This is a genomic window from Pleurocapsa sp. CCALA 161, from assembly GCF_003003995.1.
Lineage (GTDB): Bacteria > Cyanobacteriota > Cyanobacteriia > Cyanobacteriales > Xenococcaceae > Waterburya.
This window is the reverse complement of the sequence record NZ_PVWF01000044.1, coordinates 1-24360: the sequence shown is the minus strand read 5'-3', so window position 1 is coordinate 24360 and position 24360 is coordinate 1. Positions and strand designations below refer to the sequence as shown.

The window sequence follows — 24360 nt, the reverse complement described above, 5'->3', positions numbered from 1 at the left end:
CATTAATCCTTTAACAATTACAGCAGTTTTCAATTGTATCGACTACGTTGTGAATAACTAGTTTTTAGATCTAAGCTCTAAGAGTTTCCTATCAAGCAGGATATCCGCAGGTTTAATTTCTTTGTAAAAATTTGGTGATGAAATCAGAATAAGTACGGGCGAACGGCGATGCGATCGCGCTCTTCAAGTAGTTAGACTTAGCTAATCCTTTAGGACTTATTACTTATTACTTATTACTTGTTACTTGTTACTCATTTAAGACCAAGGATGGTATTTAATCCAATGGTTGGCAATATCCAGACGGCGGCAGATCCAAACTTGCTCGTGGTTTTGAACATAGTCAATAAAGCGAGCTAAAGCTGCTAACCTTCCAGGTTTACCCGCTAATCTAGCATGAAGTCCAACCGACATCATTTTTGGTGAGGTTTCTCCTTCGGCATATAAAACGTCAAAAGCATCTTTGAGATAGGTAAAAAAATCATTACCGCTATTAAAGCCAGGAGCAACACAATACTTCATGTCGTTATTATCTAAAGTATAAGGAATAACTAAATGAGGTTTTCCTTCCACTTCTACCCAATAGGGCAAATCGTCATTATAGGCATCAGAGTCATAAAGAAATCCTCCCTCTTCCACAATTAAACGACGAGTATTGAGACTGGGTGCATAACGACAATACCATCCCAAAGGGCGATCGCCTGTAAGTTTTTTAAGCGAAGCTACTGCCTTTTTTATATGTTCTCTTTCTTCCGCTTCGTCTAATAAATGATAGCCAATCCAGCGCCAACCATGACAGCAAATATCGTATCCCGCATCAACAATTGCCTCGACTGCTGCGGGATTTCTTTCTAATGCTAAGGCTGCACCAAAAATAGTTACGGGAATATCTTTGGCTTTAAATAATCGCATTAACCGCCAAAAACCCGCCCTGCTGCCATACTCATAAATAGACTCTACCTGTAGATCTCGCATTCCTTTGCCCATAGAAGATCCTGGTACTTCTCGCAGATATATCTCTGAACTGTCATCTCCATCTGGAATCGAGTATTCTGAACCTTCTTCGTAATTTAGAACTATCTGTAAAGCTAATTTGGCATTTCCTACCCATTGTGGATGAGGCGGATTTGCACCATAACCAATTAAATCTCTTGGATAAGACATTTTTAAAAATTATGAGTTTAAAGGTTCAATATTTCTAGATAATACCAATTCTTGAAAATAACGAGAGACTTAGGACAGGTTAAGCTTTTAGCTTTGACCGAAGGGAATCCTTTAGGATAGCTTTGATGGATATTTGAGCCTTTTCTTTGACTATCAGCATATTTTTGATCTTTCCAATTACTTGTGGGAATTAGTATACAGTATTCAAAAAATCGATTGATTAAATATCCATAAGCTATGGCAACATTGCTTTTCACTCTTCAATGCAGTTGAGGTCGGATGTTACTACATTCATTTTCTAGAAATCTTGAGCTAATATATAAATATATAGAAAACGTATATTTTGCTACAGAAAGGAGAGAACATAATGTCTATCAACAATAGTCAATTCAGCGATCGCAATTGGAACAGTAAAAAATTGATTCAGCTAAGTGATAACCTTAGTCAAGCTTACAATCCTGGGTTGAATAATGCTAAATCCGATTGCAAAACAGATTCTTGGACTACAGATAAGTTTATTGCTATGAGCAGACATTTAAGTTCTGCTTACGGCGTTGACTTTAATTAAAACCACCAAATAAACAATAAATCCCGCAGCCATTCCTGGAAAGACTTCGTAAACAGCATCTGACAATTCCCAACCTAATCTCCAGAACAGAGAAACCGCAATACCTGAAATCATAATGGCGATCGCCACAGGAGTTGATACAGGTTTTTCATAGCACCGTAATATTAGTAAAACTCCTAACCCAGAAGCCAATATCGACCAAGCAAAGGTAGTTAAACTAAATACGCTCTCGTTATTAACAAGCGCAATGATTAAAACAATTGCGCTGACAACCAAAGTACCTATTTTGGCGTATTTATAAGACTTGGCTAATCCTGGAAACAAGTCTTGAGTCAAAGCAGCCGAACAAGATAGTATTTGAGAATCGGCAGTAGAAATTGTGGCAGCAAACAAACCAGCTAGCATTACTCCAACTAATATTCCTGGTAACAATTCTTGAGACAAATCGAGCAAAGCCAATTCTGGGTCGCTTAAGTTGGGTAAGGTTATTCTGGCTGCAAAACCAAGAAAAATAGCGGTAAAAGCAGTAATAAAACCGCAAATAGTTCTAATATCTCGTGCTTTGTTCATATTTTCAGCCGAATCTAGCACCATTGCCCTAACTACTATGTGAGGTTGTCCTACAGCCCCAAATCCCGCCACTAGCCAGCCGAGGAAAAATGGCAAAAATCCCCAGGCTAAATTAGTCGGAAATAAAGCTACTAAGCTTGCATCTATCTGTCCTAAGTTGGTGAAGATGTTCCCAACTCCACCACCTGCAAAAATAGTGACAACAAATAACAGTAGCAAAGCACCGATCATGACAATAGTTTGTACTGCGTCTGTCCAAATTGATGCGCGAATGCCTCCAGAGAAGCAATAGACAACTACAATAATTGTGCCAATAATAATACCCCAAGCATAGTCCCAGCCAAAAAGACTATTGAGCGCTTTACTTCCTGCTAACAGTTGTGCTGCTGCATAAGTACCTAAAAAGACAATCGTAATTAACGCTGAAATAACAGAGATCCAACGATAACCAGGTTGCTTTTGTGCTAGAAATGCAGGGACAGTTTCCGAGTTAGATGCTTCTGAAACCTGACGTAATTGCTTAAAAACTAACGTCCAAGCTAGATAATCGCCGACTGCCCAACCAATCGCTAGCCAAATGGCTGATAAGCCTTGGGTATAGGCATATCCTACCTGTCCTGTAAACAAAAAACCACTTTGTCCAGTAGAGAGGGCCGATAAAGCTACTAACCAAGAATTAACTTTTCTATCTGCAAGCAGGTAATCACTTGTACTATCCTGCTGACGGGTTGCTGCATAAGCTCCTACGATAGTAAACAACAACAGGAAAAACAGGAAGGAAACTAAAGCCATAAAAACTTAGATTATACTAAATCTTGTTTACATACAGCACTTACATTATAAAGTTGTGTAAAGTGAAACCAGACTTTTAATTTAAACTAGAGCAAATTTGCCATAGTCGAATAATTCCCGACTCATCACAACCGCCGATAGTTTGACCATCGGGAGCAAAAGCGATCGCACTTGTTTGCCAATGGGGAGTGGAAATCGTTGCTATTTCCACCTTAGTTGCCACACCCCAAAGTCTAATGGTTTGGTCGATGCTACCGCTGGCTAGGGTATTACCATCAGGACTAAAAGCGATCGCGCCAACACCCTGGGTATGTCCAGCTAAAGTAGCAATTGCTGTTTGAGTCTCCACTTGCCAGAGCTTAATGGTTTGATCGACGCTACCGCTGGCCAGGATCTGACCATCGGGACTAAAACTCAATGATGCAATCCCTAGGTTATGGGCAGTAAAAGAAGCAATCTCTGCTTGAGTTGCTACTTGCCAGAGTTTAATGGTTTGGTCAACGCTACCGCTGGCCAGGATCTGACCATCGGGACTAAAGCTCAATGATGCAATCCCTAGGTTATGGGCAGTAAAAGAAGCAATCTCTGCTTGAGTTGCCACTTGCCAGAGTTTGATCATGTCTGCGCTACCAGTAGCTAGAATCTGGCTATCGGGACTAAATACCAAGGCATTGGCTGCTAGCTTCTGTCCGTTTAGAGTAGTAATTTCTGTCTGAGTTACCATGTTCCACAACTTGATCGTTTGATCTTGAGCAGCGCTGGCAAGCATTTGTCCATCGGGACTAAATGCCAAGGCTAATACTGGTGCATAATGTCCAGGAAACTGCACTCGCTCTGTAACGGCAACCAAATTCCAGAGGGTTTTAGGGGCAACATTGGCGGAAACTGAGCGAGAAGTGATTGATTGCTTCAGGATAGTTTTTTTTGCTTGAATCTTGGTCGCGTTTTTAGGCGTAAAAACCTCAGTTAACCTAGCCTCTGCATCTGGATGAGAAGTTTTGTTCTTGTCTGGTTGGGCATCTTGAGCATCCATTGTTAAAGGAGCAAGCTTGACATCATACAGCAAACATTTAAAAGTGAATTCGGGTCCTTGAGTTCCCAAGATAATGCGATCGCCAGAGCGTAATTTATGAATACCATTAATCGGTAAATCATTAACTAAAGTGCCGTTAGTTGTTCCCAGATCTTCTATTTGCCAGTGAGCGCCCACTCGCTTAATCTTGGCATGGCGACGGGATACGGTAATAAATTTAAACGGATCTAAAGCAATCTGGCAATCTGGAGAGCGACCAATGATTACTACGCCTGTATGAGACAGAGAATATTGCTTGGTTACCTTAGCATCTTTAAAGATAAGTGATGCGCAATTTCTCTGCTGATGACTCATAGTTCTTTCTCTCTCAACATATACTCATTCTATTTAGAACTTCGCTCTTGTATACAGATTTATACAGAGCCGTCACTAACTTGATTGGGATGAAAGTAATTATATATTTCCTGTGCCAATCCTGGGCCAATACCAGGAGCTTCCGTCAGCTTGGCTACCGTCGCTTCGCGAATATAGTCAATGGAGTGAAAATGAGCCAGGAGTTGCTTTTGACGCTGAAAGCCCAAGCCAGAAATTTCAGCTAAACGCGATCGCCTGCTGCTGGTTAGTCTTTGTTGGCGATGAAAGCTAACGGCAAAACGATGGGATTCGTCACGAACTCTTCTCAGTAGCTGCACCCCTGGCTGTTCGGCTGTGGTATCTAAAGGTTGGGATGCTCCTGGGAGAAAGATTTCTTCTCTTTTCTTAGCCAGACTAATTACCTTGACTACATCTAGTAAGTCTAAATCTTGTAAAACTGTGACCACCGAAGATAGTTGTCCTTTCCCTCCGTCGATCATGATTACATCGGGAAAGTCTTGCTGTTCCCCTGCTTGGTATTTAAACTCCGACCAAGGAGTATTCTGTTCTTCGGCGCTGCGCCGATACTTCCGAAAACGTCGCCCCAGTACTTCTGCCATGCTGGCAAAATCATCGGAATGACCGATTTGAACATCAGGATTTTTTATTTTGTAATGGCGATAATGTTGTTTAGCAGGAACACCATCCACAAATACTACCTGAGAAGCCACGGCATTAGAACCCTGAATATGGGAAATATCATATCCTTCAATCCGTTTCGGCAGTTCGCTTAGATCGAGAATAGTTGCTAAATCTTGTAATGCCTGAGTATTGCGATCGCTAGCTCGTTGGGTACGTTCTAGCTCATAGTTGGCATTGCGTTCCACCATTTCGATCAGTTCTGCCTTCAACTGTCTTTGAGGATTGATTAAGCTTACTTTGCGCGTCTTTTTGCTACTTAGCCAGTTGGTCAAGATTTCTGGTTCGGGCAGTTCATGCTGGACTAAAATCTCGGTGGGAATTTCGACGGCTTCGACGGTAGTGTAATGTTCTTCGAGTACTCGCTGTAAAATCGCTCCTGGTGTACCCGAACGAGCATCAGCAAAAAAGCCCAAACGACCCACCAGTTTACCTGCACGAATTTGAAAGAGCTGAATACAGCAGTGTTTGTCATCCGCTGCAAGAGCGATCGCATCACGGGAAACGGTATCATCAGCGAGGGCAACTTTTTGGTCGGCATTGAGACTCTGTAGAGCTTTAAGCTGATCGCGATATTGAGCCGCTTTTTCAAAGTCTAGTCGTTCTACTGCCTTATCCATCTTGCTCTGTAGACTAACTACCAGTTCATCACTTCTGCCCTGAAATACCATCGCTACTTTCTGTACGATCTTTTTATAGTCTTCGGGGGTAATCATTGCCTGACAGACTCCAGGACATCTGCCCATGTCGTAGTTAAGACAGGGACGATCTTTAAATAGAGGTTGGCGACGCTGGCGCAGGGGAAAAACACGCTTAATTATGTGCAGGGTGTAGCGTAGCAAACGAGTATCTACATAGGGACCATAATAGCGATCGCGCTTTTGAGTTGCTCGACGCTTACGGGTAATAAAGATGCGGGGATAATCTTCTGACCAAGTGATACAGACATAAGGATATTTTTTGTCGTCTTTAAGTAACACATTGTAATAAGGCTGATGCTTCTTGATTAAATTGGCTTCTAAAGCCAAAGCTTCAGCTTCCGTATCAGTGGCAATAAATTCAATTTCCGCCACCTGACGCACCATCATGGCAATGCGATCGCTTAATTTTTGGGCTGGGCGAAAATAAGAACGAACCCGCGCCCGTAACTTCTTGGATTTACCAATATATAAAATATCCCCATTACTACTCCGCATAAAATAAACTCCTGGTTCTGAGGGAATCTCTTTAAGACGGGCTTCTAAATGTTCAGGCTGTTTTAATAAAGATTTAATTTCGATCAATGCGCTCATAGGTTTTAGTTACTGTCCTATAGTGATCATAGATTCCGCGGTGCTAATCAAGCTACATCCTCCCAAAAAAGTTATCGATCATTTTCGTGTCTTTGATCTTTGTTTAAATAATTATTATGTTTACTTATATTCCTCCCCAATATAAAACCGTTAATCGTCAACGCAGATTAGTTTTTGATGGGCAAGCTTATCCTTCTGTCAGCACAATTTTAGCGGCAACTAAACCCGAAGCAGATCGCCTTGCCTTACAGAGATGGCGCAAACGAGTGGGATATGCTCAAGCACAGCAAATTAGTACCCAAGCCTGCCGTCGTGGTACTTCGATTCATACAGCAATCAATTTGTTTTTGGCTGGTCAAGATTTACCCGATGATGTAATAGATAATCCTTATTGGCACTCAATCAAACCTATTTTAGAATCCGTCTGGGAAGTTCACTTATTAGAGTCGGCGGTATATCATGCCGAACAGGGTTATGCTGGGCGTTTAGACTGTTTAGGAACGTGGCAAGGAGAACTATGTTTATTTGACTGGAAAACCGCCTCTAAACCCAAAAAACTAGCATGGATTAGCGATTATTGTCTCCAGGTTACCGCCTATACCGCTGCTGTCAATCATCTTTATGGCGTACAGATCGAGCGTGCCTTAATTGCGATCGCTCTTGAGGATCGAGCAGCCCAAATTTTCTTGCTGGATGCAGATGATTTAAGTCATTATTGGGCGCAGTTTTTGTTGCGGTTGCGACTATGGCAGCAACAACAAGTTTAATCAAATATTCAGCTTGTCTGCACCTGCTTGTCAATGAAACTCGCGATCCCAAATAGCAAGATAAATATGGTCTTCAGGATTTTGCTGCACCACCCCTTCAATGTTGTTGACCTGGAACTCATGACTAGAGCTAGTTTTAAAATATATTTGCTCAAGATAATGCTCAATTTCTGGCGAATAATTATCCTGCATTAACTGCTTTGCCTGCTGTTTAATTGCCTCTAGATCTACTGATCTAGAAAAGGCGATCTCCGCCTGACGAACTTTAGTACTGTCAATATCGGTTAAGTAGCCTAAAGAAATCTGCCTTGGCACAACATCCTGATATAACAAGGCTCTACTATTGGGCCAATATCCGCTACTGTTCATGGTTGGTTCTCCCAGCTTTTCCTCAATGTTCTGCTGTGTCATGCCTAGTGGAAAAGCGGGAATATTAGTAGTAGTTGCAGGCTGTTTAAGGGGAAGGAGTGAACTAGTAGTAGTTAGAGTGTCCGTTACTATATTGGCTGAATCCTTGTTCAGATACTGCTCCCCATCTCGTTTAGCCAACTGAATCAAATCAGAGTTGACAATAACCAGAATAAGAGCCAAAATTCCCAAAGCCGTGCCAGACAATAAAGAAATTACCTTGAATTCTGAAGTGAATTTAATCTGCTTAGGTGCTGGCTCAATTACCGGCATAGCTAGATTGATTGGCACAGAATTTAATGCTTGAAGCATCTCCTCAGCCGAACTATAGCGATCGCTCATCTTAGGGCGAATAGCCCGTTCAATTACTCTAACTAAATGAATTTTTTGCTTAGGAATTTCTTGATGCCAGATGAGTTTTTTGCTGCGAGGATCTAAAGAGAATTCTCCTGGATGCTTACCTGTCAAGAGATAAATAGCTGTTAAACCTAAACTGTAAAGATCGCTGGCAAAAACAGATTTCCCCTGTTTCTGTTCTGGAGGAATATAGTCTCGTCGATAAGGCACAGCTGGATTGTATTGCTGGTGATTGTCAACTTGAGTTTCTAAATCTTTCACCCCACCAAAATAAATCGGTACTGGTAAGTAGTTTTGCCACGATGCTGGCAACCAGGAATCCTGACGTAAGATGATGGTGCTAGGCTTTAATTGCCGATAAACAATACCATAGCTATGAATGTACTTGAGAAATGAGAGAACACTGTTTAAAATTTGTTCTACTTCCTCTGTTGATAGTGGTCCTTTTTGCTCAACTAGCTGTTTTAAAGTTAAACCAGCAATCCATTCTCGAACTAAGTAAAAATCTTCTCCGTGCATAAAATATTCATAAAGCCGAGGTATTTGACGATTTTTACCACTCAAACGCTTCAATACTCTAGCTTCTTGGTAAAACAAACGCCTAATATTTTTTGCCTCTCGATTGCCCAAAATAGGACGAAATCTTTTGATAATATAGCGACGACGACTGTAAAATCTGCTATTGTCCGTAGCTAAAAGGGTTTCACTAAAGGCACTACGACCTAAAGTTTTGAGAATACGATACTTATCCTGGATTAATTTACCTTTCATCAAGGCACACGAAATGTTGATGCATAATCAAATTGTAGTTAATTTGGATTAATAAATCTACCAACTAACTCATTAGCAAATTAAATGGTTGCGATCAAAAAAAAGTATCTTGTTTATTTTCTATCAGCAGCGTGGATTGATCGGTATTTAATTGATCCGAGACAATACTTTTAAATCCTGTTCGTCTAGAGGCGTAGGTATCCCATTGCGAATTAATTCCGAAAAATCTTCATTCGGCACCATCATACATAAAGCATACAAACGCTCTGAACCCGTATTTTTGATATAGTGCGTTCCTGTTTTTGGCATCAACACGCTATCGCCACTGTGTAGAGAGGTTTCTTTCCCATCACAAACTGCTATACCTTCCCCCTTAAGAATAAAAAACATTTCTATGGCAAAATTATGACGGTGGGGAGGAGTTTCACTACCTACTTCAAAAATTTCAACACAGACAGTTAATGAATCATTAGCGCTGCTAGGATCGAAAACGATCGCCAAGCGGTTAGTATCGTTAGGACTAATTCGATAGGCTTGATAATCAGTTAGAGCTTTAATGACAGGAATCATACACCGTTCGTTCATTTCTTTTTTTCCTAAAATAGCTCAGTATTTGGTTACTAGTATTGTATGGTTCTCGGCTTGTTTTTAAGGTAATTTTCGACACTTAGCCAACTGGAAAGATTGAACTTTGCTTGCGCGGTAGTAAGCTTGTCATCTTATTTATTATTGATTGAGAAGTTTTTGATTGATACTATAACTTACTTATTGTTAGCTCAAAGTTATGCACAACTATCAACATAAAATTTATCCTAGTCGTCTCTTGCGTTTTCTAGCCTACTTAACATCTGTGGCGACTTTAGTTATCTGCTTATCTTTTGCTGTTCATCATCCAGTAGTTGCTCAAAATGAATCGACAGACGAGTTAGAAATAGTTGCCGAATTTCCCGCCGAACACCCCCCAGGCAATATTGCCATCACTCCAGCAGGCAGAATTATTATGAGTCAGCATCAATTTTATGGTGCGCCTCTGCGGGTTGTGGAATTGCTGGATGATAATACTTTAGTCCCCTTTCCTAATCAAGCCTGGAGTAGCAAACCAGAGGAAAAGGGAATCGGTTTGAATACGGTATTAGGATTGAGAGCCGATGAAAATGGTGTAGTCTGGATGCTCGATAATAGTGAGGGAACGAAACCAGGAAAAATTCTGGGTTGGGATACAGAAAATGATCAACTCTATCAAGTAATTTATCTGACTCAGCCAATTATTACTGAAAACTCTTTTTTAAACGATTTAGCTGTCGATCTAGATCATCAGGCAATTTATTTGACTGATACTGCCAGCGAAAATAATTCAGCTTTAATCGTCGTCGATCTCAACACAGGCTTCTCTCGCAGGGTATTAGAAGGAGATATTTCCACTCGTCCTGAAGATATACCCCTGATCGTTGATGAACGAGTGATTAATATGGCAGGCAAGCCCGCTAAAGTTGGCGCTAATCCCATAACCATCGATCCTAATAATGATTGGGTTTACTATGCACCCATGAGCAGCACTTCTTTATATCGCATCGCCACAGCAGACTTATTAGATCCTGCTCTTACCCCTGAAGACCTCTCTAGTAGAGTCGAACGCTATGGAGACAAGCCCATCTGTGATGGGATCACCGTTGATGGTGCTGGTAATGTTTATATTACCTCCATTACTGATAATGCGATCGGGGTGGTAGATGCAACGGGAACATATCAGACTCTATATCAAGATAAACAACTGCTCAGTTGGACTAACGGCATGGCGTTTAGCCCAGATGATTATATATATGTCACCGTCAGCCAATTACAGAACTCTCCACCGCTCAACAATGGAGAAAATACCTTTAAAGCACCTTTTTATCTAGTTAGATTTCCCGCTTTGGCTTCAGGAAAAGTTGGCAGATAACCTGTTAGTTGCTTTACTAAATAACTAATTCACAGGATCGCAGCGAATTTCCACAATAAAACCATCAGGGTCATAAATATAAAACCCTCGCCCTGTCAGACGAGTGACAACATCGATCGCCACTGGAATTTGAAGCTTTTTCAAAATGGCGATCGCTTTGTCAAATAGCTGTGGTTCAATATCAAAAGACAAATGATTAGCACGGGTAAATTGTTTCTCTGGATCTGGATCTGGAGGAGACAAATCAGGTTCGGCAAATAAATCTAGAATGATACCGTCAGGGGTTTTAAAATTACAAACTTTTCCTGCTGCCACTAGCTTGACCAAAGTTGAGGGGACTTCATCTCCTGTTAACTGATGCAAGCCCAAAACATTGCCGTAAAAATGCTTGGATGCTTCCATATTTTTCACATTGAGAGCAATGTGGTGTACTTTGCGCAAACAACCAACTGGTAAACCTAGAGATGATTTTGCTGAAATCATAATGAGCATCTGGGGATATAAGTAGCTAGGGAAAATTAAAGATTAAATGTAATCATTGTAAGCATTAATCTCGATCAGAATTTGCAACTACTTTGTTTATTTACTATTAGCTGTTTCTTTTTCCTTGCGTTCGCTATGGCGGTCGGTTAGATAATCAACCTGATCCCGCAACAGTAGGGTAAATTTATATAGTTCCTCCATCACGTCTACTACCCTATCTCTATAAGCAGAATCTTTCATTGTTCCATCTTCGTGAAACTCTTGGTAGGCTTTAGCTACCGAGGATTGATTAGGGATAGTAAACATTCGCATCCATCGCCCCAGTATCCGCAGGGTGTTAACCGCATTAAACGACTGCGAACCACCACTTACCTGCATCACCGCTAGGATTTTACCTTGAGTTGGTCGCACTGCACCAATGGTTAGGGGTATCCAGTCAATTTGATTTTTAAGAATACCCGTCACGTTACCGTGCATTTCAGGAGAAGACCATACCTGACCTTCCGACCAGAGGCTTAACTCTCGCAATTCCTGCACCTTGGGATGGGTTTCATCAACTTGACCCCGCAATGGTAGTTCGTGGGGATGAAAAAATTTTACTTCTGCCCCCATGTCAGTGATGATTCGGGCTGCCTCTTCTGCTACGAGGCGACTATAGGAACGCTCTCTTAATGAGCCGTACAAAAATAAGATTCTTGGCGGATGGTCGAAATTAGTCATGCTGGATGTTGCTAGATAAAATTATGGTAGTGACTGAGATAAATTAAATAAAAATTCTCTTTGTGCTTCTCTGAGTTCGGCTGTAGGACGTGCTTTTTCAACCAAGGAAATTGCGGTTTTTGGTAATTCTCCTTCCTCAACTAAGTAGGCAGCCAGTAATGTTCCTGTTCGACGATTACCACTGGTACAGTGAACTACTACGGCTTGATTCTTTTCTATTAATGGTTTGGTAAATCGAACAAACTGCTTAACTTGTTCGACAGTTGGCGGTTTACCCCCTGTGATTGCTAGCCACAGAGCTTGAAATCCAGCCTCCTCATATTCTTTTATCCCTGAAGGCTCATCCATTACTGAAACAATACCCCGCATCCCTGCTTGATAGAGTTGGGGTAAATCTTTTAGCGGAGGGCGAGACATCCCTGCTAGTTTCTCTGGGATGAGCCACCAAACATAATCGGGATATAAAACTCGATCTGGCATTTATGTATTCTCCACGATGTTGACTGTGTTGAGATGTTAATAGGCTTTTATGAGAATTTCTTGAAGTTGAAGGGGATCTTTATATTGCTGCCAAAGTTGTTGGAATTCCATAATCAATTACCGTCAAAGCATTTTAATCATTTTGCTGGTGATGTTTTGTGTGATGGCGTTTTAAAAAAGCGATCGCTTCTGAACCATGAAGACAAAGTTGAGGAGTATTCCCGACTATTAAAATCCATCTATCTTCGTTTTGTTGTAATTTCCATTTTCGATCTGGTTGTTGGGAGAGAATTAACCAGGAGTTAGATTCCTGGCACTGACAGATAAATCCCCACTCTTTGGCTTGACTAATTACAGGATTGAGCAATTTTCAACCTAGTGTTAAATTCACTCTTTGTTAGCTAAGTTGGTCAATTAAATTCGCTACTCGCTCTTTGATTTCATCCCTAACACGGTGAAATGTTTCAATGGGTTGTCCGTCAGGATCTTCTAATTGCCAGTCTTCAAATACTTCTTGTGTAAGCCATTCTGGGGGCAAATTTATGCCACAACCACACAGAGAAATGACAGCATCGTAATCATCAGCATTAAAGGCACTCAAAGGATCGGAGGTTTGATTACTAATATCAATCCCAATTTCTGACATTACCTTATTGGCGGTGGGGTGTACTCGACTGGCTTCTAACCCAGAAGATGTTACCTCAATTTTGTCTTTACCTAATGTTTTGGCAAAACCTTCCGCCATTTGGGAACGACAGGAATTTCTTTTACAGACGAACATGACTTTTTTCATTCTGGTTAATGGTTAATGGTTAATGGTTAATGGTCAATAATTCCACCTACTGATAAGGACTTACGCAACGAGGATCTAGTAAGGTGGCTTTTTCTGGCTGTCTGGGAAACCAATTGGCAGTACGCTTACAAAATTCTACTAGCATCAACATGGCTGGTACTTCAATCAAGACACCAACTACAGTCGCTAAAGCTGCACCTGAATTAAGACCAAATAATACTACTGCTGTGGCGATCGCAACTTCAAAATGATTACTCGCCCCGATTAAAGCTGCGGGGGCTGCGTCTTCGTAATCTAAACCAAGTTTGAGTGCTATAACATACGTAATCAAGAAGATTAAGTTAGTCTGTAAAAATAACGGTACAGCAATCAATAGAATATGTAGGGGATTATTGACGATAAGCTCTCCTTTGAAGGCAAACAAAAGAACTAAAGTTAAAAGTAGTGCTGCGATCGCTACTGGTGAAAGATAATGTAAAAACTTCTCTTCAAACCACTGTCTTCCCTTGTTATGGAAAATCCAGTAACGGCTGAGAACTCCCGCCAACATTGGCAATCCGACATAAATCAAGACAGAAAGTACAATCGTTTCCCAAGGTACGGTGAGATTATTGGCTGAAAGTAACCATTTACCCAGCGGTGCATAAAGAAACAACATCGCTAAAGAGTTAACCGCAACCATTACCAAGGTATGTCCTTGGTTGCTGTAAGACAGGTAGCCCCACATCAATACCATTGCGGTACAAGGAGCAATTCCTAATAAAATTGTGCCAGCAATATAAGAATTAGCCAGGGTGACTTCTACTCCTCTGATTAGCTCGGTTTCTGATAGCCAAGACTGAAATAGCCAACCCAGGAAAAACTGAGAAAGTGCCACCATGGTAAAGGGTTTAATCAACCAGTTAATTACTAAGGTTAACAAAACTGGCTTGGGCGATTTCGCTGCTTTTTTTGCCTGAGAAAAGTCAATCTTCACCATGATGGGATACATCATGAAAAACAGGCAGATAGCAATGGGGATCGAAACATTGTAAATGCTCATCGAGTCTAAGGACAGAGCTACCCTGGGAAAGATTTTTCCTAGTGCAATTCCCGCAATAATACACAGAGCTACCCATAAGGTAAGATACTTCTCGAAAAAACTAAGCTGACTGCCAGCTTTGACGGCGATTTGTTTACTTCGTGGATTCATAGAAATTACTTATTTAAGAATTAATATTGAGCTTGTTTGCGTAATAGTTCGGGTATAGTCACATTAAACTGAGATTTACCATTAAAAACAGTTCCTACTTCACCTCTGTAAAAGGTAACTTCGTTGATTTGATATGCTTCATCAGGTAAGGGAACGTAGCCGACATTGCTTACAACTTCTGGAGCATTTTCTAAATAGAATTGTGTAAATCTAACTAATTCCTTATTTTTTCTAGCAGCAGCAGCGTTAACGTAGATAAATAGAGGGCGAGCTAGGGGTTGATATTGTGCTTCCTCGACTGTTTCTAACGAGGGTAAAACTGCTCCTCCACCACTATCAACAGCTACAGCTTTCATTTGGTTAGCTTTTTGCTCGTAGTAAGCCAAACCAAAGTAACCAAGGGCGTTAGGGTCTTGGCTGACTCCTTGGACTAAGACATCATCATCTTCACTCTGGGTAACATCGCTACGACTTGCTCCCGCTTCTCCTACTATGGCTTCGGTGAAATAATCAAAAGTTCCTGAATCTACACCAGGAGCATAGAGATTAAGCGGTTTATCTGGGAAACTCGGTCTGACCTGATTCCAATTGGTAATTTTCCCCTCAGCGTTGGGCGACCAAATCTTAGCTAATTCTTTAGTAGTAATCGTGTCGAGCCAATCATTAGCTGGATTGACAACTACAGTCAGTGCGTCAAAAGCTACGGGTAATTCTATATATGCGACCCCTGCTTCTCGACAGGCTTTCATTTCGTCTAGTTGAATCGGACGGGAGGCGTTATTTATCTCAGTTTCCCCACTACAAAATTTATCAAAACCCCCACCAGTTCCCGAAAATTCAATCTCAATCTCGACAGGCTTTTTTTGACTGGCTTGATAGTCTTCGACTATTTTTTTGGTGATGGGATAAACAGTGCTAGACCCATCAATTTTTAGCAATGGTAATGGTGTCTCTTGAGCAGCTATAGGATTAAAGACTGCTACTAAGGTCGCACCCAATCCTAAACCTAAGCCTAGAACTTGTAATGAATTAAGCGTTATTCTGTCTCGAACGTTCATTTTTTCTACTCCACTAAAAATTGAAGGAGTAGTTTTATCTTACATCAAAAAATATTGATACATCAAATAAATTTGATTTGTTGGATTAAGGAGTCTATTCACAGCTTTTAGCTGGTAAGATATCGCCAAAACTCCTGTATTCAGCTAAATATTGTTCTAAAGCCACAAATTGAGCTAAATTAGGGCGATAGTACATCCAACGCCCTTGTTGACGAGAGTGGATGAGGTTAGCTTCTTTAAGGTTCTTAAGATGAAAAGATAATTTAGACTGGCTCACCTCAAGTTTTTCGCATAATTCGCACACGCATAGTTCTTGAGAACGCAGTAATTCAATGATTTGAATTCTTAGAGGATCAGAAAGTGCGCGAAAGCCAGCCGAGATTTGGGTAGATTCTTGCTTGATAACTTGCTGCATCAAAATTTATTGATATGTATCTTTTTATCTTAAGAGATTATACCAATTCTCAAAAGTGGCTAGAGAGATAATGCATCTAAAATATAGTCCCAGCCAGTCAAAGAATGAACAATATCTTCAGATCAAGAATTAAGAATTTTAGCTACCTTATATCTAACATCATCAAGGCTAGTAAAAAAATAAGTTTTTCAGCTTTTGTTTGATGTATTGCCAGACCCGTTCAATTGGATTAAGTTCGGGACAATAGGGAGGCTGAAATAAGAGAATTACGTTTTCAGGAACTATTAATTGAGCGTGATTTATACACATAAAAATCAACCAGGGGAAAAGGTAGACCTGGGAAAAACCCAGATCTTACTAGTTCTTGGTCACCCCGTGAATTCTAAAATCTCTGTGACTTGGGTAATCAAATCTATGGCAGCTTGTCGAATGGTGTCTCGATTAGCATCTGCTGCACTGTATTGATGGGGATACATAATCGCCCTCGAACTACTTACCACCGCCCCTAAACCATCAGGATTGAAACAGGCTTTAATTCCTTCATTTCCTCCTCCTTGTGCGCCAACTCCTGGAACGAGAAATAGACTCTGAGGTAGTTGCTTTCGCAGCTTTTGCGCAGCTTCAGGATAGGTTGCACCCACCACTGCACCAATACCGCTATAACCAAATTCACCGATACTTTTAGCTAAGGCTGGTTTAATCAGATCGGCAATAATTTCGTAGAGATATCTGTCATTCATTTTTTGTTCTTGGACGATCGCTGCACCAGGATTTGAGGTTTTGACACAGACAAAAATACCCTTACCCCATTTAATCGCTTCCTCGAAAAAAGGCTCAACACAGTCTTGACCTAGATAGGGAACAATAGTGATAGCATCCGCTTCTAGAGGAAGTTTCGGCTTTCTCGGCAAATAGCTTTGAGCATAGGCAGTGGCAGTAGAAGCAATATCCCCCCGTTTGACATCTAAAACTACTAGTAAATCGCGATCGCGTGCTGCTTGAATAGTTTTTTCTAAGGCGACAATTCCCGCTGAACCAAATAATTCATAGTAAGCACTCTGGGGTTTAACGGCGGGAACCAGATCGGCGATCGCATCTAAGACCATCAAATTATATTGATAAATCGCTTCTGCACAGTCGGTTAGACTACTTTGTTGATTTATACACTGTTCTTTGAGCCAGCTTTCAGGCATCCTTTCTAATGCAGGATCTAACCCCACAATACAAGGCGTGTGCTTTTGCTTGATTTGGGTAATTAACTGGTCAATAAATAATTTCATACTAAAACTTTCGGCGTTTCTGATTTAAAACATGAATCGATGATGATGATATTGAAGTCTAAGATCTTGGTGCAAGAGCCTTAAAAATCTCATCATAACGATTGATGATAATTGAAATATGTCCTTCATCCTGATAAGTAACCAGTCGAGCGGTAGGTAGAGAGTTACTGATTTTTCGGCGCACATTTTCCACTGGAACGCTTTTGTCTTGCTCCCCGTGAAATAAGGTAAGAGGAGTTTTAATTTCTTCCAAGTCAAAATCCCAATCATAAGCAGATAGATGGAGATCCCACGCAGCCCCTTTTGTCCCTCGCCGCAAACCCTCGATAAATCCTTGGAGAAAGACTTTCATCCTACCAGACTGTGCCAAAGCGTTGTAGTCTGGGGTGGGCATACTCTTTTTCATCCGAGCTAAAATCTTTTCAAGGCGACCCTGAAAAGATAAATTTGATATTTTCAGCATCATTGGTAATAAAAAAGGAGCTTTACTAGCTACGATAAAAAGGAGATTGAGGGGAAATTGAGTGTTTTTCACTGCTTCATCATCTACTTGCCATGCGCCAGAAACAATGACAACAGAGTGGAGTCGCTCAGGAATTTTGGCTGCACAAACCGCTGCATATCCTCCTCCACCAGAAATTGCCAACACAGAAAATTGCTCTATATTTAAGCTATCGGCAACAAATACGACATCTTTCGTCCAGTCAGTCAAACCTCGATTAGGTTGAAAATCAGATTGTCCCATGCCAGGACGATCAAGAGCAATAAAATGCAAACCATATTGATTTAGGAGATCATCGCCAAAAAATGATGGTTCTAAACGAGAACTCATAGAACCGTGAAAGTGCATGACGGTATGTCCATCTGGCTTGCCATACTCCGCGTAGGCTAACTTACGACCATCAGGTAAATCAATCAAATTATCAGTTTTCATCATGGTTTTAACCTGTTATTTCAAAAGCATTTTAAGCAATAAAAAAGGTGAGTAATTTACCCACCCTGCAACACTGTTTTACTTAAAGCTTAAAGCTTAGAGCTTAAAGCTTAAAGCTAATTCAGATTAACCCTTTTACATGGCTCATGATACCTTCTGGATCGATTCCTTGATAAGAGAACTGTTCCCAAAGTCCACCACAGCCTTCTTCATGAACACCAAGATAGGCATATTTGGGAGTTAAACCACGTTCTAGTAACCACGAACCAAAACGGCTACCTAAACCTGTACGACGATTGAAAGATTCAACTACTAAGACAAAAGGTGCTTTACCAATTTTTGCCATCATCTCTTCATCAATGAGATTAAGAGTAGACTTGTTGATTAAACCAACGTTAATTCCTTCTTGTCTAAGACGTTCTACCGCATCCAAGGAACGATAAAGAGCATCGCCAAAGCTGACAATATAGCCTGCATCGCCTTCGCGAATCACCTCATCTTTACCAGGAGTGAAGGTATAATCACCACCAAAATATTCCTTACCCGCATCATCGAGAATCATCGGTACTTTAGAACGGGTGGAGAAGATAAAGCGCATTCCAGGATCGTGGAAAACTTTGTTAACACAGGCAGTCATTTGGTGAGCATCAGCGGGGAAGTAGAGACGAGTTTCATAACCATCTTCTAAGCCGTTGTCTGCATACATATTGTTAATTCCGAAGTGACAGGTGTTGTCTGCCATATCGTCGATACCAGCGTGGGAGAAGTGGCACAAGAGATTAGACTTGTTGAGACGTGCCATAGTGATTTCCGAAACACACATTTCTAGAAAAGCACTAAAGGTAGCAAAAACACCCTGTTTCCCTTCTGCCATACCAAAACCAGCAGCAGCGGAAAGGTTACCCCGTTCCATGATTCCCGAAGGGATAAAGACATCGGGATAAGCATCGTGAATGGTTTTAAAACCACAAGAACCTTCTAAGTCACTGTCAATAAAGATCACTTTCTCTTTCCGTTCAGCATCACTCATTTTACCGAGGACAGAAACTACCGCATCACCAAAGACGTTACGGTTAGAACCGAGTTTATCGCTTACTCCCAAGAACTTATAATCATTGCTGGGTTTTTTTATATTTTTGAGAAAGTCGGCTGCTGCACCTTGATTATGTTGCTCTAAATAGGCGATCGCTTTATCCACCGCAATCACATCATGTCCGTGGGTAGTGCCTTCAATACCTTCAATCCCAGGACACATCGGACGCTTGTTAACTAGAGCCACAGGGCCATCACTCATTACCGCTGCGCACATACGGCTATAGAGAGAATCAAGATCTTCGCCGTCGCCTTCATTAACTTCTAAACCATGACCAGTTAGGGTTTTACCTACATCGTAACCAGGTAGATAATCGGAGGGATGTCCAGCAATAGTTACATCGTTATCATCGATAAACAGCTTAACATTGAGGTTTTGCGCCACTGCTAACCGTGCAGCTTCAGCATCATTTCCTTCCTGTTGCGCACCATCAGAACCCAAACAAACAACTACTTTATCAGGATTAGCTAGGGCAATACCGTTAATGTAGGGCCACATATGTCCTAAACGACCAGAACTAAATTTAACCCCAGGAGTTAGACCTAATTCAGGGTGTCCAGGCAATTTAGAGTTAGCACCACGATAATTTAGTAAATCTTCTTGCGGTAAATCACCATGCAATGTTGCCATGAGATATTGAGTCGCCACCCGATGCCCTGCTTCATCAAAAAAGATGGGGACAAACTTATCAGGCGCACCACGGAAAAAAGCATCGAGAATCATTACTTCAGGAACAGTATCAAAAGGCCCCCCAGTATGTCCACCAACCCCTCTGGCTGCACCAGTAGCAGTAAAAAACACGATCGCCTCACGGCAGAGTTGAATATTAGCTGTCAATGCTGCTCTTTGTTCATCTGTCAGAGTCGCCTTGCTTGGATCTAAGGCTAAAGGTTTATAAGCACCTAAATCAATGGGAAAACGAGTAGTTGTTGCTGTCATGATTTATCTTATATATTGTGTGCAAATTGTGTGAAAAAACTTGTAATTTTAATGTAACTTTTACAACCGTTACAACGATAATTTATTTCTGTTACGAACCTAGGGAAATTTGATACTCAGAAAAAGCGATCGACAAGTTTAAGTTTATCGGGTTGTGGTAAATGAGGGAAATTTGTGTCGTAATCTGGAATAAACCGCTACAGATTCACTGTTTGCTATTTAACAAAAACTTTTTTTAATCAATCGAAGATTGAAACTGTAACTTGCCTGACTCGTTGACTAATCTTTGCTCTATAAATTCTAAACAATGGTTGTGTTCATCTGCCACAATCACTTTTGCCTGATGTCCCTGAGTCATGACCTCAGAGCGATCGCGATATTCGTAGGCAATAATAATCAAAATATCCCCAGGCTGACAAAGTAAGGCAGCTCCACCATTGGGGCAGATTTCTCTCTTTCCTGGTACTCCAGCGATCGCATAAGTAGACCAACGTTTACCATTTGCCAGATTAATTACGTCTACTTCTTGTAGGGGCAGAATTCCTACCTTACTCATTAAATCTTGATCAATAGTGATACTACCGACATAATTGACATTAGCTTCCGTGACTCTAACGCGATGAAGCTTAGCGTGCATTAACTTGATCTGGCTCATCGATTCTCTTTTAACCTGACACTATATATAATAAACCGTTAGGCATTCAACAGTGAGCAATGAGCAGTGAACACTTGTCATCAGAAGATATTCAATTTATGGTTGATGACTAAAAAATAGCAAATTAGGCTCTTTTACGCATTCTGCGGGATGCTATTTTAGCAGATTCTACCTTAGCGATCGCTTTGCTTAAGGGCATAATCCGAATCCGCCCATCAAAAGAATTTGCCTGATACACTTTATGCTGATTGAGGTCTATAGCAGTCATCCAACCACTATTATGGTGATATGCTCCTGTTTCAATATCTAGCCAGCCTTTACCTGCTGCAATCTGTCCTGGTTTAACTCCTGGTAAGGTAAAGGTGATCGTATGCCCTGTGATAATCAGCTTATTTTTAAATATGGCTTGATCATTGCCATGAAAATCTTCTCTGATCCAGCAAAACTGTTCGGCACTCTGTTGAGCCAGAGGAACATTAGGATCGACTCCTGCATGAACCAGCCAATAGTCTCCCAGATCGAGATATAAAGGCAAACCCTTGATCCAATCGATATGCTCTTGAGGAATTTTGCTGTCGTAGCTATCAACCGTAGCGTGACCACCACTGTAGAGCCAGCTTTGATACAGATCGACTGAGACTTCTCCTGTGCCAACTACATCCAAGAGCATTTCTTCATGGTTGCCGCGTAAACAGTGAAACTTGTTACGCATTACCAGATCTACTACCTGGGCGCTTTTAGGACCACGATCAATTAAGTCGCCCAAAAAGTATATTTCATCTTTACTAGTGGGTGAAACTGCGTCTAGTAGGGCAATTAAAGTGTCATAGTGTCCGTGTACGTCACCAATTACAATTCGGCGGTTTTTAGTCATGCTTGCTGGTTTGACAATGTGCATTCTTGACAATTAATTTTTACTACTAACAGTTTTACTAATAATAAAAGGAAATTGTTAACTTACTAGTAAGTATTCCCGTTTAATTCAAGATGATGTGCATATAATCAAAATTAATTTTTGATTGATTATTCGAGACAAATTATCTGGACAATAAAGCAAAATAAACGTTCTTTAGTATAAGAAGATTATGATGAATCGAGTAGTCGCTTACAGCACAAATGCTACTATTAAAATTCTGCAACAGCCTTCAAACCCTGAGTGGATCGAAACAGCGATCGCTAACCTCGATACTATATTATTAGATCATTCTCACTGTGAGCGCAAAGCAGCAGGGGCAGCAATTAATCTCATGTTTCGCTATCCTGCTCACCAGAAATTAGTGCGTCAATTAACCGCGATCGCTCAAGAAGAACTTTCACATTTTGACCAAGTAAATCAATGGTTGGAAAAGCGTAATATTACCTTAGCTGCCTTAAATTCTCCTCCTTATTTTGCTCAGCTAAAATCCCAGGTACGGCACCCCGAACCCGATCGTTTAATTGACTTATTATTGGTTTTAGCAATTATCGAAGCTCGTTCCCACGAAAGACTAGGCTTAATTGGAGAATACTGTCCTGATGCTGAATTAGCCAAGTTTTATCGTAGTTTGATGGCATCAGAAGCCCGTCATTACGGCATCTATTGGTTGTTAGCATCAGAATATAGCGATCGCCCTACAGTGCAACGTCGATTGGCGGAATTAGGAGAATATGAAAGCAGTATTTTGGCAACGATGCATCCTGAACCGAGATTACATAGTTAGACAATGAGCAGTGAACAGTGAGCAGTGAACAGTGAGCAGTGAACAGTGAACAATGAACAATGAACAATGAACAATGAACAGTGAACAATGAACAATGAGCAATGAACAATGAACAATGAACAATGAACAATGAACAATGAACAATGAACAATGAACAGTGAACAATGAACAATGAACAATGAACAATGAACAATGAACAGTGAACAGTGAACGAAAGATATCAAAACTTCACCATTAGAGATTGGCAACAGAGCGATCGCGCCTCAGCAGCAGGAGTAATTAAGACGGTGCTAGAAGAGTATGGTTTGCCTTGGCAACCTGAATTGGCAGATCGAGATGTAATTGAGGTAGAAGATGCTTATTTAAACGCTGGGGGAGAGTTTTGGGTAGTGGAACAAGATACAGTTATTGTCGGGACAGCAGCATATCAACCGATAGCCAGAGGAAAAAATGCTGTAGAAATTCGTAAAATGTACTTACTTCCAGAAATCAGGAGCAAAGGAATAGGAAAATATTTGCTGCTAGAACTCGAAAAAGCGATCGCAATTCGAAATTATCAAGAAATTTGGCTTGAAACCGTAACTATCTTAAAAGAGGCAGTAAAATTATACGAACGTAATGGCTATGAACCTGCCGAAGGTGTAGAAACCGCAAGATGTGATTTAGTTTATTTTAAGCGGTTACATTAATAAAAGAATATCGAAATAAATCGTAAGCAGATTATGTTTTTACTAGCTGGGGATATTGGCGGCACCAAGACTATTTTACGTCTGGTAGAAGTGACGGAAGTTACTCTCACCGAAAAGACTTTTAAAACTGTTAGGGAAGCCCAATATGTAAGTGCTAGTTTTCCCGACTTAGTACCAATGGTGCGAGAGTTTTTAGCGCAGGATGAATATATTAAGCCACACTTGGCTTGTTTTGCGATCGCTGGTCCTGTAGTAGGCAACACCTGTCACCTAACCAATTTAAGCTGGGTGTTAGATACTCAACGACTACAAATTGAGTTGGATATCCCTAGAATTAATCTACTGAATGATTTTGCTGCTAATAGTTTTGGCATTTTAGGCTTAAAGGATTTTGATGTTCATACGCTACAGGAAGGAGAGGGTAAAGAAAATTCGCCCATTGCCGTTATTGGTGCAGGGACAGGTTTAGGGGAGGCTTTTTTAGTGCCACAGGGAAAGAAATATCAAATTTTTGCCAGTGAAGGGGGACATACAGATTTTGCTCCTCGTAATGATTTGGAGATGGAATTACTTAAATATTTGCAGACCAAATTAAAAATTGCACATATCTCCGTTGAACGAGTAGTTTCGGGTCAAGGAATTGCCTCGATCTATCAGTTTTTACGCGACAGCGGTTATGCCGTCGAATCTCCAGCCATAGCTGAAAAAATTAAACTGTGGGAACAGGAATCAAAAAAAACTATCGACCCCGCAGCGATAATTTCTCAAGCAGCTTTCAAACAAAGCGATCGCCTTTGTGAAAAAACTATGGATGTCTTTATCGAAGCTTATGGTGCAGAGACGGGGAATTTGGCCCTAAAATTGCTTTCTTATGGCGGAATTTATATTGCAGGAGGGATTGCTGCTAAGATTTTACCCCTGATGCAGGATGGTAGATTTTTACAGACGTTTAAAGATAAAGGTCGAGTTAGTACCTTGATTGAAAAAATTCCCGTTCACATTGTCTTGAGTCCCCAAGTCGGCTTAGTGGGTTCAGTGCTTTATGCCTTGCAGCACCAAGATTGATTGTTTAAAAAAGCTATTAGCTTTTAGCTTTAAAGATTACTTAGGTAAATAGCTTAATAGGTAGTGCGAAGTTCACTGTTCATTGTTCATTGTTCATTGTTCATTGTTCATTGTTCATTGTTCATTGTTCATTGTTCATTGTTCATTGTTCAT

The 24360-nt window shown here is 40.8% G+C and carries 25 protein-coding genes and 1 pseudogene; 6 read left to right on the top strand and 20 right to left on the bottom strand.

Translation table 11 applies throughout. The features are described 5' to 3' along the window. Nucleotides 1–255: 255 nt before the first annotated feature. Nucleotides 256–1161, bottom strand: coding sequence for an allantoinase PuuE (gene puuE / locus C7B62_RS12410; protein ID WP_106236477.1), 906 nt, complete (start codon nucleotides 1159–1161; stop codon nucleotides 256–258). A 367-nt stretch (nucleotides 1162–1528) separates the two neighbouring features. Between puuE and C7B62_RS25380 the strand changes: the two genes are divergently transcribed. Beyond that, nucleotides 1529–1729 carry a hypothetical protein gene (locus C7B62_RS25380; RefSeq protein WP_146132090.1) on the top strand — a complete coding sequence of 67 codons (201 nt, stop codon included), beginning with the start codon at nucleotides 1529–1531 and terminating at the stop codon, nucleotides 1727–1729. On the opposite strand, the gene C7B62_RS12405 is transcribed toward C7B62_RS25380, so the two are convergent. The 3 genes from C7B62_RS12405 to uvrC form a co-directional block, all read right to left on the bottom strand. Next, entirely contained in the window at nucleotides 1697–3091 is a 1395-nt protein-coding gene (locus tag C7B62_RS12405; RefSeq protein WP_106236475.1) for a sodium/proline symporter, read from the bottom strand. The genes C7B62_RS25380 and C7B62_RS12405 overlap by 33 nt on opposite strands. A 76-nt stretch (nucleotides 3092–3167) precedes the next feature. Continuing rightward, nucleotides 3168–4478, bottom strand: a complete 1311-nt coding sequence (locus tag C7B62_RS12400; protein ID WP_106236473.1) for an FHA domain-containing protein — start codon at nucleotides 4476–4478, stop codon at nucleotides 3168–3170. Nucleotides 4479–4537: 59 nt separating this feature from the next. Continuing rightward, on the bottom strand, nucleotides 4538–6469 hold the full coding sequence (uvrC, locus tag C7B62_RS12395; protein WP_106236470.1) for an excinuclease ABC subunit UvrC: 1932 nt from the start codon (nucleotides 6467–6469) through the stop codon (nucleotides 4538–4540). A 116-nt stretch (nucleotides 6470–6585) separates the two neighbouring features. Here uvrC and C7B62_RS12390 point away from each other — a divergent pair, with 116 nt between their 5' ends. Beyond that, nucleotides 6586–7236, top strand: coding sequence for a PD-(D/E)XK nuclease family protein (locus tag C7B62_RS12390; RefSeq protein ID WP_106236467.1), 651 nt, complete (start codon nucleotides 6586–6588; stop codon nucleotides 7234–7236). A 30-nt stretch (nucleotides 7237–7266) separates the two neighbouring features. On the opposite strand, the gene C7B62_RS12385 is transcribed toward C7B62_RS12390, so the two are convergent. Together C7B62_RS12385 and C7B62_RS12380 are read right to left on the bottom strand one after the other, a co-directional pair. Beyond that, nucleotides 7267–8772 carry a serine/threonine-protein kinase gene (locus tag C7B62_RS12385; RefSeq protein ID WP_106236464.1) on the bottom strand — a complete coding sequence of 502 codons (1506 nt, stop codon included), beginning with the start codon at nucleotides 8770–8772 and terminating at the stop codon, nucleotides 7267–7269. Nucleotides 8773–8919: 147 nt separating this feature from the next. Beyond that, a complete protein-coding gene (locus C7B62_RS12380) occupies nucleotides 8920–9357 on the bottom strand; it encodes a cupin domain-containing protein (protein ID WP_106236462.1) in 438 nt (145 codons plus the stop codon). 199 nt (nucleotides 9358–9556) lie between these two features. Here C7B62_RS12380 and C7B62_RS12375 point away from each other — a divergent pair, with 199 nt between their 5' ends. After that, nucleotides 9557–10711 carry an L-dopachrome tautomerase-related protein gene (locus tag C7B62_RS12375; protein ID WP_106236460.1) on the top strand — a complete coding sequence of 385 codons (1155 nt, stop codon included), beginning with the start codon at nucleotides 9557–9559 and terminating at the stop codon, nucleotides 10709–10711. Nucleotides 10712–10735: 24 nt separating this feature from the next. Here the strand turns inward: C7B62_RS12375 and C7B62_RS12370 are convergent, their stop codons facing one another. From C7B62_RS12370 to C7B62_RS12305, 14 genes and pseudogenes are all read right to left on the bottom strand, one after another. Then, on the bottom strand, nucleotides 10736–11194 hold the full coding sequence (locus C7B62_RS12370) for a VOC family protein (RefSeq protein ID WP_106236458.1): 459 nt from the start codon (nucleotides 11192–11194) through the stop codon (nucleotides 10736–10738). 96 nt (nucleotides 11195–11290) lie between these two features. Next, complete coding sequence (gene arsH, locus C7B62_RS12365; protein WP_106236456.1) at nucleotides 11291–11914, bottom strand: arsenical resistance protein ArsH; 624 nt, start codon at nucleotides 11912–11914, stop codon at nucleotides 11291–11293. Nucleotides 11915–11935: 21 nt separating this feature from the next. Continuing rightward, nucleotides 11936–12394 carry a dual specificity protein phosphatase family protein gene (locus tag C7B62_RS12360; protein ID WP_106236453.1) on the bottom strand — a complete coding sequence of 153 codons (459 nt, stop codon included), beginning with the start codon at nucleotides 12392–12394 and terminating at the stop codon, nucleotides 11936–11938. A gap of 133 nt (nucleotides 12395–12527) precedes the next feature. After that, nucleotides 12528–12761 carry a hypothetical protein gene (locus C7B62_RS12355; RefSeq protein WP_106236450.1) on the bottom strand — a complete coding sequence of 78 codons (234 nt, stop codon included), beginning with the start codon at nucleotides 12759–12761 and terminating at the stop codon, nucleotides 12528–12530. Between the two features lie 30 nt (nucleotides 12762–12791). After that, nucleotides 12792–13187, bottom strand: coding sequence for an arsenate reductase, glutathione/glutaredoxin type (gene arsC, locus C7B62_RS12350; protein WP_106236448.1), 396 nt, complete (start codon nucleotides 13185–13187; stop codon nucleotides 12792–12794). Nucleotides 13188–13233: 46 nt separating this feature from the next. Then, on the bottom strand, nucleotides 13234–14379 hold the full coding sequence (arsB, locus tag C7B62_RS12345) for an ACR3 family arsenite efflux transporter (RefSeq protein WP_106236446.1): 1146 nt from the start codon (nucleotides 14377–14379) through the stop codon (nucleotides 13234–13236). 20 nt (nucleotides 14380–14399) lie between these two features. After that, on the bottom strand, nucleotides 14400–15437 hold the full coding sequence (locus C7B62_RS12340) for a PstS family phosphate ABC transporter substrate-binding protein (protein ID WP_106236444.1): 1038 nt from the start codon (nucleotides 15435–15437) through the stop codon (nucleotides 14400–14402). 94 nt (nucleotides 15438–15531) lie between these two features. Beyond that, the gene (locus tag C7B62_RS12335) at nucleotides 15532–15852 is read right to left on the bottom strand and encodes a helix-turn-helix transcriptional regulator (protein ID WP_106236442.1); all 321 of its coding nucleotides are present in this window, start codon (nucleotides 15850–15852) and stop codon (nucleotides 15532–15534) included. 195 nt (nucleotides 15853–16047) lie between these two features. Continuing rightward, nucleotides 16048–16143 (bottom strand): annotated as a pseudogene (locus C7B62_RS27140) (transposase); the annotation flags it as partial. 77 nt (nucleotides 16144–16220) lie between these two features. Then, nucleotides 16221–17132, bottom strand: a complete 912-nt coding sequence (gene pyrF / locus C7B62_RS12325) for an orotidine-5'-phosphate decarboxylase (RefSeq protein WP_106236437.1) — start codon at nucleotides 17130–17132, stop codon at nucleotides 16221–16223. A 58-nt stretch (nucleotides 17133–17190) separates the two neighbouring features. Further along, a complete protein-coding gene (locus tag C7B62_RS12320) occupies nucleotides 17191–18069 on the bottom strand; it encodes an alpha/beta fold hydrolase (protein ID WP_106236435.1) in 879 nt (292 codons plus the stop codon). A gap of 118 nt (nucleotides 18070–18187) precedes the next feature. Then, nucleotides 18188–20098, bottom strand: coding sequence for a transketolase C-terminal domain-containing protein (locus tag C7B62_RS12315; RefSeq protein WP_106236433.1), 1911 nt, complete (start codon nucleotides 20096–20098; stop codon nucleotides 18188–18190). Between the two features lie 235 nt (nucleotides 20099–20333). After that, a complete protein-coding gene (gene panD / locus C7B62_RS12310) occupies nucleotides 20334–20753 on the bottom strand; it encodes an aspartate 1-decarboxylase (protein WP_106236430.1) in 420 nt (139 codons plus the stop codon). Between the two features lie 124 nt (nucleotides 20754–20877). Next, nucleotides 20878–21651, bottom strand: a complete 774-nt coding sequence (locus C7B62_RS12305) for a metallophosphoesterase family protein (RefSeq protein WP_106236427.1) — start codon at nucleotides 21649–21651, stop codon at nucleotides 20878–20880. Between the two features lie 187 nt (nucleotides 21652–21838). Between C7B62_RS12305 and C7B62_RS12300 the strand changes: the two genes are divergently transcribed. The 3 genes from C7B62_RS12300 (at nucleotide 21839) to C7B62_RS12285 (ending at nucleotide 24207) form a co-directional block, all read left to right on the top strand. Then, a complete protein-coding gene (locus tag C7B62_RS12300; protein WP_199194174.1) occupies nucleotides 21839–22453 on the top strand; it encodes a tRNA-(ms[2]io[6]A)-hydroxylase in 615 nt (204 codons plus the stop codon). Nucleotides 22454–22659: 206 nt separating this feature from the next. Further along, the gene (locus C7B62_RS12290; protein ID WP_106236421.1) at nucleotides 22660–23142 is read left to right on the top strand and encodes a GNAT family N-acetyltransferase; all 483 of its coding nucleotides are present in this window, start codon (nucleotides 22660–22662) and stop codon (nucleotides 23140–23142) included. Between the two features lie 33 nt (nucleotides 23143–23175). After that, a complete protein-coding gene (locus C7B62_RS12285; protein ID WP_199194173.1) occupies nucleotides 23176–24207 on the top strand; it encodes a glucokinase in 1032 nt (343 codons plus the stop codon). The last annotated feature ends 153 nt before the right edge of the window (nucleotides 24208–24360 follow it).